Genomic DNA, 13,408 nt, shown 5'->3' with positions numbered 1-13,408 from the left:
CGTTGCGGGTTCTCCTTGTCGAAGACTCCGCGGACGACGCGGCGCTCCTCGTGCGCTGTCTCAAGCGCTCGGGGTACGCGCCGACGTTCGATCGGGTGGAGACGGCCGAGGGCATGCGGGCGGCGCTCGACCGGACGCGGTGGGATATCGTCTTCTCGGACCACCGCATGCCGCTGTTCAGCGCGCTCGGGGCCCTGCGGGTGTTGCGCGAGCGGGATCTCGATCTCCCGTTCATCATCGTCTCCGGGAACATCGGCCCGGAGCTGGTCGCCTCCGCCATGCAGGAGGGGGCGAGCGATTACGTCCTCAAGGACGACATGTCCCGCGTCGCCCCCGCCGTGGATCGCGCGCTGCGGGACGTCGCCGAGCGGCGGAAGCGGCGCGAGGCGGAGCTGGCGCTGAAGGAGAGCGAGGAGCGGTTCGCGCTCGCCGTCCGCGGCTCGCGCGACGGGCTGTGGGACTGGAACCTGCTGACCGGCCGCGTCTACTACTCGGGCCGCCTCAAGGAGATGCTCGGGTTCGAGGAGCACGAGCTCGAGGGGATCGAGGCCTTCGCCGCGCGGATCCACGAAGGCGATCGCGAGCGCGCGTCCGCGGCGCTCCGGGACCACCTGGTCCGACGGGTGCCTTACGACGTGGAGCTCCGCGTCGCCACGAAGCAGGGGGAGGTTCGCTGGTACTGCGCGCGGGGGCAGGCCCTCTGGGACGAGGCCGGGACGCCGATCCGCATCGCCGGCTCGCTCAGCGACCTGACGACGCGCAAGAACGCCGAGGCGGAGCTCAAGGCGCAGCTCGAGCTCATCCTCCAGCAGCAGGAGGCGATCCGCCTCCTCTCTGCGCCGATCATCGAGGTGTGGGACGGCGTCCTGACGGTGCCCGTGCTCGGCGCGCTCGACGTGGAGCGCGCGCAGGCGATCCTCGACGCGCTGCTCGCGGCCGTCTCGCGCGCGCAGTGCCGGCAGGTGATCCTCGACGTGACGGGCGTCGCCTCGATGGAGGCGGACACGGCCGAGCAGCTCGTCCGCATCGTCCGCGCGCTCCGGCTCCTCGGGGCGCACTGCATCGTCGTGGGCATCCAGCCGCAGGCGGCGAGCGCGATGGTGACGCGCGGGATCGACCTCTCCTCGATCACGACCCTCGCCAACCTCCGTCAGGCCCTGGTCCGGTGCATGCGCGGCGGTGGCGGCGCGGGCAGCGCGGCCGCGCCGGCGGCGCTCCGGTGACTCGCCCGGTCACGTCCTTCACCACGGCATCGACGCCGTCGAGCGGGGGCAGCGACGTGTAGCGCGGGCGCTCGACAGCACGGTCACGACGTTACGACAGCTTCTCGCCCCCGAAAAGCCGACGAAACCTGCGCCGGATGACAATGGCTGGGTCCCGCGGCGGCTCGCGCCGCAGGGTGGTGCTCTCACCCCCGGAGGCATTCCACGTGGTGACCTCTGCCGACCTCGCCATCAAGGATCTCGGCCCCTGCCGGTACCCCTCGCCTGTCGCCGAGAAGCTCGGCGAGAAGGCCACGGTGTACGTCGGCGAGGCCGACAAGGTGCTGTTCGACGATCGCCTGTCCGCCGTCCTCGCGGGCGCCTCCGGCCCGCGGCCGCCGGCGTTCGAGCTGGCCGGGCCGCGCAACCGCGTCTTCTGGGATCCGAGGGAGATGCGCGCCGGCATCGTGACCTGCGGCGGCCTGTGCCCCGGCGTGAACAACGTCATCCGCGGGCTCGTGCTCACGCTCGCGCACAGCTACGGCGTCCAGCACATCTTCGGCTTTCGTTACGGCTACGAGGGGCTCGTCGCGCGCTTCGGGCACGCCCCGATGCGGCTCGGTCCCGGCAATGTCGAGGAGATCCACCGCATGGGCGGCACGGTCCTCGGCACCTCCCGCGGCAACCAGGACCCGCACCAGATGGTGGACACGCTCGTGTCCCTCGGCATCAACGTGCTCTTCGTCGTCGGCGGAGACGGCACCATCCGCGGCGCGATGTCGATCGTCAGGGCCATCGAGGAGCGCCGCCTGCCCATCGGCGTCATCGGCGTGCCCAAGACCATCGACAACGACATCCACTTCATCGACCGCAGCTTCGGCTTCGAGAGCGCCTTTGCCGCCGCCGTGGACGTCATCCGCAGCGCGCACGTGGAGGCCTCGGGGGCGAAGAACGGCATCGGCTTGGTCAAGCTGATGGGCCGGCACTCGGGCTTCATCGCCTGCACGGCGGCGCTCGCGTCGGCGGACGTCGACGTGGTGCTCATCCCCGAGGTCCGCGCCGAGCTCGACGGCCCGCGCGGGCTGCTCGCGCACCTGGAGCGGCGGCTGGCCCGCCACGGCAACGCCGTCGTCGTCGTCGCCGAGGGCGCCCTGCAAGAGCACTGCTCGCCGAGCGCGGAGCCGATGGCGACCGATCTCAGCGGCAACGTCAAGCTGAAGGACATCGGCCTCGTCCTGCGGGATCGCATCAACGCGTACTTCCACGCGCGCGGGGTCGAGGCGACGCTCAAGTACCTCGACCCGAGCTATCATATCCGCAGCGTCCCGGCTTCGCCGTCGGACAGCGTGTATTGCTGGAACATGGCCCGGAACGCGGCCCACGCCGCGATGGCGGGCAACACCGAGATGCTCATCGGCCGGTGGCACGGCCGCTTCGTCCACGTGCCCATGTCGCTCGCGGTCCGCATGCGCAAGCAGGTGGAGCCGACGGACGATCTGTGGATGGCCGTCGTCGAGGCCACGGGACAGCCGCTCTCGTTCTCCTGACCCCCGCCGTCGCGCGCTCCTGGCCGCCGCCGTCACGCGCTCGGCCAGTTCACCTCGGCCGTGTCATGATGGCCGCCATGAACACCTCGTCGCTCTCGCTCGCGCTCGTCGCCCTCGCCTGTCTCGCCGGCTGTCGCAACGAAGCCCCGGCGCAGTCCGCGCCCACCACGTCGACAACGCCCACCGCGGTCACGTCCGCGTCCCCGACCGACACAGGGACCGCCGCCGGAGACGGGAGCGGCGCGGCGTCCGGCCCCCGGTGCGAGACGGACGCCGACTGCGTCGTGTCGTGCGCCCGCCCCGCGGACTGCTGCGACCAGCTCTGCCCGCCGTGCGACCAGGCGTTCCACCGCGACGAGCTCGCGGCGCTCCAGCAGTGGCGCGCCCAGAGCTGCGCCGCCGCGAGCTGCCCGGTCGCGAAGTGCATGGCGCCGAAGGAGGACTCGGTCGCCCGCTGCGCGTCGGGGCAGTGCCTCGTCCAGCGCGTCCCGCGCGCCGCCGATCAGTGAGCCGCCCGCGCGGGGTGGAAGACCGCCCCGCCCCGCGGTGAAGCCCGGACGACCTCGCCAGACCGCAGCTCACGCGGCGTTTTGTCACACGCCGCAGCCGCGCCACACCGGACGAGCTCGACGCGCACAGCGCCCCGCGCGACCGGCGACAAACCGCCTCTGCGGCACGCCCGTCGCCGGGCTCGCCGCTCCTGGCCCTGCGTTTGCACTGCGCAAATCCCGGCAGAAAGATCACGATCCCGGCGGCGCGCCTGCTCCAGCCCACGGCTGGAACCCGTATTGAACGACGGATCAGCTCTCGCCGAGATCGCCGCGGGAGGTCCCTTGGGCATCGAGATCGAGCAAGATCACTTCAAGACCGTGGATTACGGGCTGTTCAAGTCGCGCCTCCAGCAGAACCTCACGGCCCTCGAGATGGTGCTCAGCAGGCCGGGGTTCGGCCTGGGGGACACGACGATCGGCACCGAGCTCGAGATGTTCCTGGTCGACCGCGAGGCGCGCCCCGTGCCGCTCGGGCCGGAGATCGCCCGCGCGGCGGCGAGCCCGATGATCACACCGGAGATGGGCGCGTTCGACATCGAGCTCAGCACGCAGGCCGTCCCGCTCGCCGGCCGGCCGTTCTCCGCCCTGCGCGAGCAGATGCGCGCGACCGCCGCGTCGATCCGCCAGCGCGCCGAGGCGCGGGGCGCGCGCGTGGTCCCGGTCAGCATCCTGCCGACCTTCCGCCGGCAGGACTTCAGCCCCGCGACGATCACGAACCTGCCCCGCTACCGCGCGCTCGCCGCGGGGCTCTGCCGGCTGCGCAAGGCGCCGTTCCACATCCGCATCGACGGCGCCGATCCGCTGGAGCTGATGTCGGACGATCCCGCGATGGAGGCGGCGAACACCGCCTTTCAGGTCCACCTCCGGGCGAGCCCCGACGCGTTCGCGCGGCTGTTCAACGCGGCCATGATGATGACCGCGCCCGTGCTCGCGGCCTCCGGCAACTCTCCCATCTTCCTCGGTCACCGGCTGTGGCACGAGACGCGGGTCGCCGTGTTCAAGCAGGCCGGCGACGACCGCCCGCCGGGCGCGGACACGGACTGGAAGAAGCCGGCCCGCATCGGCTTCGGCACCGGCTGGGTGCGCGAGGGCGCGGCGGAGCTGTTCATGGAGAGCGTCGCGCTGCACGAGCCCATCCTCCCCGTGTGCAGCGACGAGGACGACCTCGCCTGCGCGCGGGCCGGCGGCGTGCCCCAGCTCCACGAGCTCCGCCTGCACCACGGCACGGTCTGGAACTGGAACCGGCCGGTGTACGACCCTGCCGGCGGCGGCCACCTGCGGATCGAGCTCCGCGCCCTGCCGTCCGGCCCCACGCTCGACGACATGCTCGCGAACGGGAGCTTCCTCCTCGGGGGCATCCTCGCCCTCGCGCCCTCCGTCGCGGAGCTCCTGCCGTCGTTCCCCTTCGGCCTCGCCGCCAGGAACTTCTACCACGCCGCGCAATACGGCCTCGACGCCGAGCTCGTCTGGCCGACGGGGCCGGGGGCCGCGCCCAAGGGCATCCGCGCGCGCGATCTCCTCCTGTCGCTGCTGCCGCAGGTCGAGCAAGGGCTCTTGACCGCGGGCGTGGACGCGGCGGAGGCGCGCCGGTTCCTGGAGGTCTTCGAGCGGCGCGTCGCCAGGGGCGTCACCGGGGCCGTGTGGCAGCTCCGCACGCTGGAGGCGATGGAGGCGCGCGGCGCGCCGCGCGAAGAGGCGCTCAGGATGATGCTGGAGCGGTACATGGCCGAGGTCGACTCCGGGAAACCCGTTCACGCCTGGACGATCCCCGGCGTCGGCGCGGCGTGAGGGCGTCATGACGTGGGACGCCACAAGGGACCTCGCGGCGCGGCTCGACCGAGGGCTCTCCGCGCCGGGAGCGATCGACGCGGCGCGGTTCGCGTCGTTCCTGGAGGGCCAGAAGAAGCTCGGGCTCGTGCACGGCGCCCGCGCGCTGTGCCGCCACCTGCGTCCCTACCTCATCGCGGAGCAGGACTACGCCGCTGTCGCCCGCGCCGCCGAGCGGGTCGCCGCCGCGCTCGAGCGCGTCGCGCGGCGCGCCCTCGCGGACGCTGACCTGGCCGAGGAGCTGGGGCTCTCCGCGGACGAGCGCGCCCTCGCCGCCGTGGATCCCGGCGGGGGCCCGTTCCTCACGGTCGGGCGCCTCGACATGCTGGTGACCGAGGGCGGCTTTCATTTCATCGAGCTCAACGCCGACTCTCCGGCGGGCATCACCGATCAGCTCCTCGTCGAGCAGACGCTGATGGCGCTGCCCCACATGGCGGCCTTCCGCGGCCGGGCGGGCCTCCGCACGCCCGCGCCGCACCGCGGGCTGATCCGCGCCCTGCGCGAGGGGTACGCCGCGTGGGGCGGGCGCGCGCCGCGGCCCACGATAGCCATCGTCGACTGGGCCACGGTCGACACGGCGGCCGAGTTCAAGGTGCTCGCCGGCCTGCTCTCGGCCGACGGGCACCGGACGCTGATCCTCGATCCGGACGAGCTGGAATATGACGGCGCCCGCCTCTCCGCCGGCGGGGCGCCGATCGATCTCGTCTACCGGCGGGTGATCACGCAGGAGCTCATCGGGCGGCGCGGCGTCGATCACCCCCTGGTCCGCGCCTACCGCGACCGCGCGGCGTACGTGGCGAACTCGCTCCGCACGAAGCCGCTCAACAAGAAGGCCGCCTTCGCGGTCCTCAGCGACCCTGCGTTCTCTGGCCTCTTCCCGCCCGAGCAGCGGGCCGCCATCGCGGCGCACGTCCCCTGGACGCGCCGGGTGAGGCCAGGCCGGACCGAGTGGAAGGGCCGCGAGGTGGATCTCGTCGAGCTCATCCTCGGTGAGCAGGAGAGCTTCGTGCTGAAGCCGAACGACGAGTACGGCGGCAAGGGCGTGCTGCTCGGGTGGCAGACGCCCCCCGCCGCGTGGAGGGAGGCTGTCCGCGGCGCCGGGGAGCAGCACGCGATCGTGCAGGAGCGCAGCCGCTCGCGCACCGCGCGCATGCCGACGTTCCGCGACGGGATCGTGGAGGAGGAGGTCTATTTCGATCTCTGCCCCTTCGTCTTCGCTGGCCGGATGGAAGGCGCGATGGTGCGGCTGTCGGCCTCGGCGGTGAGCAACGTCTCCGCGGGCGGCGGGGTCACCGGGCTCTTGATCGTTGACGATGCGCGCCCGCAGCGGGAGGATACACCCCATGTGTGAGCTCCTTGGCATGGTCTCGAACGTGCCGACGGACATCGTGTTCTCGTTCACGGGGCTCGCGCTGCGCGGCGGGCAGACAGGCCCTCACGCCGACGGCTGGGGCGTCTCGCTGTACGACGGGCTCTTCGCGCGGACGTTCATCGAGCCTCACCCGGCGTTCTCGAGCCCCCTCGCCCGGTTCATCCGCGAGAACCCGATCCACACGGCGCTCTCCATCGCCCACGTGCGCAAGATGACGCGCGGGGGAGCGGCCCTGAAGAACACGCACCCTTTCATGCGGGTGCTCCACCGGCGACACATCGTGTTCGCGCACAACGGCACCCTGCCCACGGTCAGGGATCGGAAGCTCCACCTCGAGACGCCCATCGGCGACACCGACAGCGAGCACGCCTTCTGCGTCATCCTCGAGGAGCTCCGGAGCGCCTATGGCGCGCAGTACCCGACCGACGCGCGGGAGCTGGGGAAGACGCTGTACGAGCTGGGGAACGAGCTCGGCAGCGATGGAGTCTTCAACTTCCTCTTCGCGGACGGCGAGCACCTCTTCGCCCGCTGCGGCGACAACCTCTCCTGCATCATCCGCCACGCCCCCTTCGGCGAGGCGACGCTCGTGGACGCGGACCTCAAGGTGAACTTCAACGACGTCCACGGCATGGGCCCCGACGCGCGCATGGCCGTCGTGGCCACCGAGCCGCTCACGCGCGACGAGCTCTGGAGCAAGGCGACCCCCGGCACGCTGTGGGTCTTCCGCGCGGGCGAGCTCCTGGCGACGTTCCCTGGTGCGTCCGCGCGCGGCTCGCTCGCCGATGACGCCGGGCAGGGCATCGCCGAGCAGGGCCGCTCCTGCTGAGCTGCGCTGGCCGGAGGGGGGCGTCTCCGCGGCGCCGGGCGGCGGCGCTCTTCAGCTGCGCGGCCGGACGAAGAGGCTCCGGAAGAAGTCGCCGAGCGTGTGCTCCTTGTAGTCGCGGAACTCGCCGGCATCGAAGTAGACGCCGCCGCACACGCTACAGGTCTCGTACCAGATGTGCGCCTGCTGGGGGTCGACCATGCGCACCATCGGCGTCGTGCAGCGCGGACACGGCACCTTCCGGATCTCGTTGTTCTTCCTCCCCACCGCGGGATCGCCAGTGTCGATCTGCTGGGAGCCCTCCATCGCCTTGAGCGACTCCTTCTCGCGGCTGTCGAACCAGATGCCGCCGCAGGCGGTGCATCGGTCGACGTCGATCCCGCCGTAGGTGATGATCTCCATCGAGGCGGTGCATTTCGGGCAGTTCACGTCGCGCTCCAGTGCGGCCGGCGCCGCGATCTGGGGCGAGGCTACCAGAGGAGCCGGATGCCGTGAAGGGCGGAGCGGCCGCCGGCGCGGCTCATGCGTAGGACTCCGGCGCGAGCCGCACCTTCTGGATGAGCTGCGGATCGTGGCCGAGGAGGAGCTCCGCGTCGCGCTCTCGCGCGATCTGCTTGAGCCGGCGGATGCTTGCGAGCGCGGCCTCGTCGTCGACGCTCTCGCCGGGGAGCACCTCGTCGGTGAAGTTCTCCGCGAGATCGCCCGCGTCGCCCACGAGCACGACGCTGCCGGTCTCCTCGAGCGTGACGACCACCGACTGGTGGCCGGGCGTGTGCCCGCGCGTCAGGACGACCTCGAGGCCGGGCATCGCCTCCCAGTCGCCCTCGACGAGGTCCCAGCGCAGGTCAGGCAGGTCGTAGTCGCGTTCGAACCAGGCGGGTCCGTGGTCCGGGCTGAACGCGTACGCGTGCTCCGCCCGCTGCACCGAGATGCGCGCGTGGCGGAACATCCCGAGGTTCCCCGCGTGGTCGAGGTGCATGTGCGTCAGGATGACGTGACTCACGTCCTCTGGCCGCACCCCGATCTGCTCGAGCTGGTGGGCGAGCTCGTGCTCGGGGAGGATGACCGGCGGGCGGATCCCGCGCTTCGTGTAGTGCTCCTCGCGCAGCGCCGGGTCGTGGACGAGCGCGCTGTTCAGCCCCGCGTCGACGAGCACGTACCCTCGCGCCGTCTCGAGCAGGTAAGCCGAGACCGGCTCGGCGAGGATGAAGCGCCCCCCGCGGTCGCGCGTCGAGACCGTCTTCTCCAGGATCTCGAAGCCGCAGAGCAGCACATGGAGCCTGGAGACTTCGGTGCTCATCGCGCGGCCTCTCCTCGTCTCATCGTCTCATCATCTCGGGTTCCGGCGGACCTACGCCGCGGGGTGTGCCAGCTTCGAGTACTTCGTGCAAAAGAACATGTACACGCCGTAGGCGCACAGGCCGGCCGCGACGAGCACGAGCAGCGCCGTCCCGAAGGGCGACTCGGCGACGGTCGCGAGCGCCTCGCGGACCCCCTTCGACTGGCCGGGATCGTGGGCGAGCGCGGCCTTGATCAGCGCCGCGCCGATGATGCTGAAGACCACGCCGCGCGACACGAGCCCGACGCGCGCCATGCGGAACACCCAGGTGCGTTCGGGCGGGCTCATGGCCTGCGTGCTGAGGTCCTTCGCGAAGCGCGACCTCATCGCCTTGCGGAACTGCTGGACGGCGACGCCGATCACCGCGAGCCCCGCGATGCCGACCAGGACGCCCCCGAACGGCTGCTCCATCAGCTTGCCGACCCAGGTGCGCGCCCCGTCGCCCCCGCCGCTGCTGCGGCCGAGGGCGAGCTGGAACGCCGTGAGCGCGAGCCCCGCCGAGATGACGCCGCTCACCGCCCAGCCGACGCGCTCGGCCGTGCCCTTCGCGTCCTTGCCCACATGGCCCGGGTCCTTGAGGGCGAGGACCTCGCGCCACAGCGCGTACCCGAGGAGACCGATGGCCACGATGAACAGCAGCGCTTGCCCGAAGGGCTGATCGCCGAGGACCCCGACCGCCTCGCGCCCGCCGGCCGTCTGCCCGCCGCCGCTGAACGCGGCCTGGAGCGACAGCGCGCCGATGAGCACGTAGACAAGGCCCTTGGCAGCGAACCCGAACCTGGCCAGGGTGCGCACCCAGCCGTTGTTTTCGGGCTGAGTGAACATTTCTCTCTGTACCGGAATTCCCATGGTTTCAGCTCTCCTGGGAATCTCTAGTGCAGCGGGCATGCCACCGAGCGAGCGCGGCGCAGCGGGCGCGCGGCGCGGCGCGCGTCCAGCGGCGTGAGGCGCGCCGCCACGGCGCGGCGCCGGACTGCCTCACTGCGCGTGCCGGGCGCCCGTCGCGATGCTCGGCGGCGCGCGCGGGGGCGATCCCCGGGGTGGTGGCCGGATTTGAACATGAAGGCGGGAAGGCGGGAAGAAAAGATCAATGATCTTCCTGCCTTCCCGCCTTCATGTGAATCACTCCGGGGCAAATTGGGCCACCATCATCCCCGGGCCACCGCCCGCGAGCACACACGCCCTCTGCGCGCGGCGCTCAGGCCCCGTGAAGACCGAAGCATGGAATCGACGCAGATAGGCCACCTGCTTGCTTGCAGCGAGTCCAGCGGGATCAGGGCCTGCCATGGCTCCCCATTGCCCAGGTGCCGTTGTACGGCGTTGACACACCCGTCCTGGTTGAGGTCTTCTGGCCGCGCGATTCGCGCTCCGCACAGGCCTTCATGCGCCCTGAGCTGGCCGCGCCCGCCGCTCCCTCCCCTGTTCTTCGCAGCTCCTCGAATCCCCATGACCCAGACCCCTCCCGACGTAGCGCCGGCGCCGGCGCCTGAAGAGCCGCAGCGCGCCGGGACACCCACGTCCCTGGCCGCGCCGTCGCTCTGGGGCGCGCGCGCCGCGGCCTTCCGGGCGCGCATCCTGCCGTGGCTCGAGCGCCTCCCTCGCCTCGCCGGGGTGGTCCTGCGCGTGGTCGTCGCGCTCGCCGCGGCGGCCGCGCTCGGCACCTACCTCGTGCTCGGGATCATCCACCTTCGGCATCCGTTCGAGCTCGAGTGGATGGAAGGCGGCATGCTCGACGAGGTGCGCCGCGCGCTCGGCGGGCAGAAGCTCTACGTCAAGCCGACGCTGGAGTACGTTCCGTTCCTGTACGCGCCGCTCTACTTCTATGTTGCCGCCGCGTTCTCGAAGGTCCTGGGCGTGAGCTTCTTCTCGGCGCGGCTGGTCTCTTACCTGGCCTCGCTCGCCGCCATCGCGCTCGTCGCGCGCTTCGTCCACCGCGAGACCGGCGCCAGGTTCGCCGCGCTGCTCGCCGCCGGCGTGTTCGCGGGCGCCTACCACCTGTCGGCCGGGTTCTACGACATCGCGCGGGTCGACTCCCTCTTCGTGCTCCTGCTGCTCTCGGCCCTTTACGTCGTGCGGTTCCGCCGCTCGGCGAGGTCCGGCGTCGCCGCGGCGGCGCTCTTCACGCTCGCGCTGCTCACGAAGCAGTCGGCGTCCGTGATCTTCGTGCCTGCGGCGGCGTACGTCCTGCTCACCGAGCGCAGGCGCGGCCTCGTCTTCGCCGCGGCGGGCACGGTGATGATGGTGGGCAGCGTCCTCGTGCTCGATCGGATCCACGACGGCTGGTTCTGGTACTTCGTCTTCTGGCTCCCGCGGCAGCACCCCTGGGTCGCGCAGATGTGGACCGACTTCTGGCTCGAAGACCTGATGAGGCCGCTCTCGGTGAGCTGCCTCCTCGCCCTCTTCTACGTGACGGTCGATCGCGGCGTCTTCTCGTCGAGCCACCGCCCCGCGACGGAGCCGGGCGACTCGCCGGGCCGGGGCTCTACCCCCGCCGTCGCCACCCAGGCAGGCGAGGGCTCGGCCCTCGCGGTCGCCTCCCGGCCAGACCAGGGGTCGGCTTTCGCCGTCTCCCTCCCGGGCAGCAGGTACTTTTACCTCTTCGCGGCCGCGGGGATGCTCGGCGCCTCCTGGGCGGGGAGGCTCCATGCTGGCGGCTGGCCCAACGTGATCATGCCTGGCTTCGCGATCCTCGCGATCCTCTTCGGTCTGGGACTCCATGCGGTTCTCGACGCCGCCGCCGGGCTCGCCGCGCCTCGCCGGCACCGTATCGAGGCCTTCCTCCTCGCCGTGGCGGCCATCCAGTTCGCGACTCTGGCCTACAAGCCTTCTCGTTACGTGCCGAAGTCCCGGGACGCCAGAGCCGGACAGCACCTCATCGACAAGATCCGCAAGATCGAGGGCGAGGTCTTCGTCCCGGCCCACGGCTACCTCGCCCAGCTCGCGGGCAAGCGCGCCTACGCGCACCAGATGGCGATCATCGACATCCTCGGGATCGGCGGCGGGCAGGCTGGCGTCGACCTCCGCGCCGAGATCGAGCAGGCGATCTCGCAGAAGCGGTTCAACGCGATCATCACGGACATCGGGTTCTTCATGCCGGAGATCCAGCGGAGCTACCGCCGCGACGGCAACATCTTCGAGGACGAGAAGGTGTTCTGGCCCGTGACGGGCTTACACATCCGGCCTGACTCCCTCTACGTGCCCAAGAAGAAGTAGCCGCGAGCGCAGCGGCTCCGCTCGCCGTGCGCCGCTGCGGGGGCGCCGCGGGAGGACGGGGCGCGAGGCGGACCATTCCCGTGCGTCACGTGTGCATGACACCTGGCCAGGATCGCCCGAGAGAGACCTACCGTAGGCCCCCGCGGAGGGTGCTCGTCGCGCGGGGTGGGGACGGGCTGATGTTCGAGCGCAATCGAGGGTCGCCTAGCGCTTGCGCTCCGCGAGCCGCTGGCGCTCCGCGAGCCGCTGGCGCCCCGCTGTGCGGGAGTCTTCGCCTTCCTGGCGGGCGCGGCGCAGCCGTGGGCGAGCCTACCGTAGGCCCCCGCGGAGGGGGCTCGTCGCGCGGGGTGGGGACGGGCTGATGTCTGAGCGCAATCAACGTCCTGTGTCCGTCGTGCGCAGCACGACGGGCACAGGACGTCTCACGCGAGTTCAGCCCGTCCCTGCCCCGCGCGACGAGCCCCCTCCGCGGGGGCCGGCCGTCCTGGATCCCCGGCGAAGCTCCGCGAAGCCCATCTCTTCCCCGCTCGGAAAACGGACAAAAAAAAAGCCCGCACGACGTCCGCCATGCAGGCTCTCGAATCTTGAAGCGTCGCCACGCTGCGACACGCTGCTCACACCCGAGCTCCGGGCGCGATGCTCGTCACGTTCCATGGAGTATGGTCAAGCCGCACGACCTATTAGTACCGGTTAGCTCCTCCGATTGCTCGGCTTCCACACCCGGCCTATCAACCTCGTGGTCTACGAGGGGTCTTTAGGGGCCTTGCGGCCCGGGACACCTAGTCTTGAGGCCGGCTTCCCGCTTAGATGCTTTCAGCGGTTATCCGTTCCGTACATGGCTACCCGGCTATGCCCTTGGCAGGACAACCGGAGCACCAGAGGTACGTCCACCCAGGTCCTCTCGTACTATGGGCAGCTCCTCTCAAGTGTCCTACGCCCACGGCAGATAGGGACCAAACTGTCTCACGACGTTTTAAACCCAGCTCGCGTACCGCTTTAATCGGCGAACAGCCGAACCCTTGGGACCTGCTCCAGCCCCAGGATGCGATGGGCCGACATCGAGGTGCCAAACCGCGCCGCCGATATGAACTCTCAGGCGCGATCAGCCTGTTATCCCCAGAGTACCTTTTATCCGATGAGCGATGGCCCTTCCATACAGAACCACCGGATCACTAACGCCTGCTTTCGCACCTGTTCGACCTGTCGGTCTCACAGTTAAGCTCCCTTGTGCGTTTGCACTCTACGCCTGGTTTCCAATCAGGCTGAGGGAACCTTCGCACGCCTCCGTTACTTTTTAGGAGGCGACCGCCCCAGTCAAACTGCCCACCAGGCAGTGTCCCCGACCCAGTTCATGGGCCCAGGTTAGATTTCCAGAATACCCAGGGTGGTATTTCAACGTTGGCTCTGCCGAACCCAGAAGCCCGGCTTCATAGCCTCCCACCTATCCTACGCAGAATATCCCGAAAATCACTGCCAAGTTGCAGTAAAGGTTCATGGGGTCTTTCCGTCTTGCCGCGGGTAGAGGGTATCTTCA

At 70.6% G+C, this 13,408-nt stretch carries 10 protein-coding genes and 1 rRNA gene (1 of these 11 only partly in view); 7 read left to right on the top strand and 4 right to left on the bottom strand.

All coding sequences use genetic code 11. The features are described from left to right. Positions 1 to 2 precede the first annotated feature (2 nt). The 6 genes from WME85_RS13505 (at position 3) to WME85_RS13480 (ending at position 7,325) form a co-directional block, all read left to right on the top strand. Positions 3 to 1,223, top strand: a complete 1,221-nt coding sequence (locus tag WME85_RS13505; RefSeq protein WP_437838341.1) for a PAS domain-containing protein — start codon at positions 3 to 5, stop codon at positions 1,221 to 1,223. 206 nt (positions 1,224 to 1,429) lie between these two features. After that, positions 1,430 to 2,749 (top strand): ATP-dependent 6-phosphofructokinase, encoded by a 1,320-nt coding sequence (locus WME85_RS13500; RefSeq protein ID WP_437838339.1) that lies wholly within the window; start codon positions 1,430 to 1,432, stop codon positions 2,747 to 2,749. 77 nt (positions 2,750 to 2,826) lie between these two features. Further along, the gene (locus tag WME85_RS13495) at positions 2,827 to 3,258 is read left to right on the top strand and encodes a hypothetical protein (RefSeq protein ID WP_437838336.1); all 432 of its coding nucleotides are present in this window, start codon (positions 2,827 to 2,829) and stop codon (positions 3,256 to 3,258) included. A gap of 324 nt (positions 3,259 to 3,582) precedes the next feature. Further along, a complete protein-coding gene (locus tag WME85_RS13490) occupies positions 3,583 to 5,088 on the top strand; it encodes a glutamate-cysteine ligase family protein (RefSeq protein WP_437838334.1) in 1,506 nt (501 codons plus the stop codon). A gap of 7 nt (positions 5,089 to 5,095) precedes the next feature. Next, positions 5,096 to 6,478, top strand: coding sequence for a hypothetical protein (locus WME85_RS13485; protein ID WP_437838331.1), 1,383 nt, complete (start codon positions 5,096 to 5,098; stop codon positions 6,476 to 6,478). After that, positions 6,471 to 7,325 (top strand): class II glutamine amidotransferase, encoded by an 855-nt coding sequence (locus WME85_RS13480; RefSeq protein WP_437838329.1) that lies wholly within the window; start codon positions 6,471 to 6,473, stop codon positions 7,323 to 7,325. The genes WME85_RS13485 and WME85_RS13480 overlap by 8 nt, the downstream gene beginning before the upstream one ends. 51 nt (positions 7,326 to 7,376) lie before the next feature. On the opposite strand, the gene WME85_RS13475 is transcribed toward WME85_RS13480, so the two are convergent. The 3 genes from WME85_RS13475 to WME85_RS13465 all read right to left on the bottom strand — a co-directional run bounded on the left by WME85_RS13475 (position 7,377) and on the right by WME85_RS13465 (position 9,510). Beyond that, positions 7,377 to 7,751 (bottom strand): zf-TFIIB domain-containing protein, encoded by a 375-nt coding sequence (locus WME85_RS13475; RefSeq protein WP_437309524.1) that lies wholly within the window; start codon positions 7,749 to 7,751, stop codon positions 7,377 to 7,379. A 91-nt stretch (positions 7,752 to 7,842) separates the two neighbouring features. After that, a complete protein-coding gene (locus WME85_RS13470; protein WP_437838326.1) occupies positions 7,843 to 8,622 on the bottom strand; it encodes an N-acyl homoserine lactonase family protein in 780 nt (259 codons plus the stop codon). A gap of 51 nt (positions 8,623 to 8,673) precedes the next feature. Next, entirely contained in the window at positions 8,674 to 9,510 is an 837-nt protein-coding gene (locus tag WME85_RS13465; RefSeq protein WP_437838323.1) for a DUF1206 domain-containing protein, read from the bottom strand. A gap of 597 nt (positions 9,511 to 10,107) precedes the next feature. Between WME85_RS13465 and WME85_RS13460 the strand changes: the two genes are divergently transcribed. After that, positions 10,108 to 11,874, top strand: a complete 1,767-nt coding sequence (locus WME85_RS13460; protein WP_437838320.1) for an ArnT family glycosyltransferase — start codon at positions 10,108 to 10,110, stop codon at positions 11,872 to 11,874. Positions 11,875 to 12,533: 659 nt separating this feature from the next. Here WME85_RS13460 and WME85_RS13455 read toward each other — a convergent pair. Then, a 23S ribosomal RNA gene (locus WME85_RS13455) occupies positions 12,534 to 13,408 on the bottom strand; it runs 2,134 nt beyond the window's last position.

Origin of the sequence: Sorangium sp. So ce1153 (assembly GCF_051521595.1) — a bacterium.
Classification (GTDB): domain Bacteria; phylum Myxococcota_A; class Polyangia; order Polyangiales; family Polyangiaceae; genus Sorangium.
Note: the sequence above shows the minus strand (reverse complement) of the source record. Positions and strands in the feature narration are given on the sequence as shown.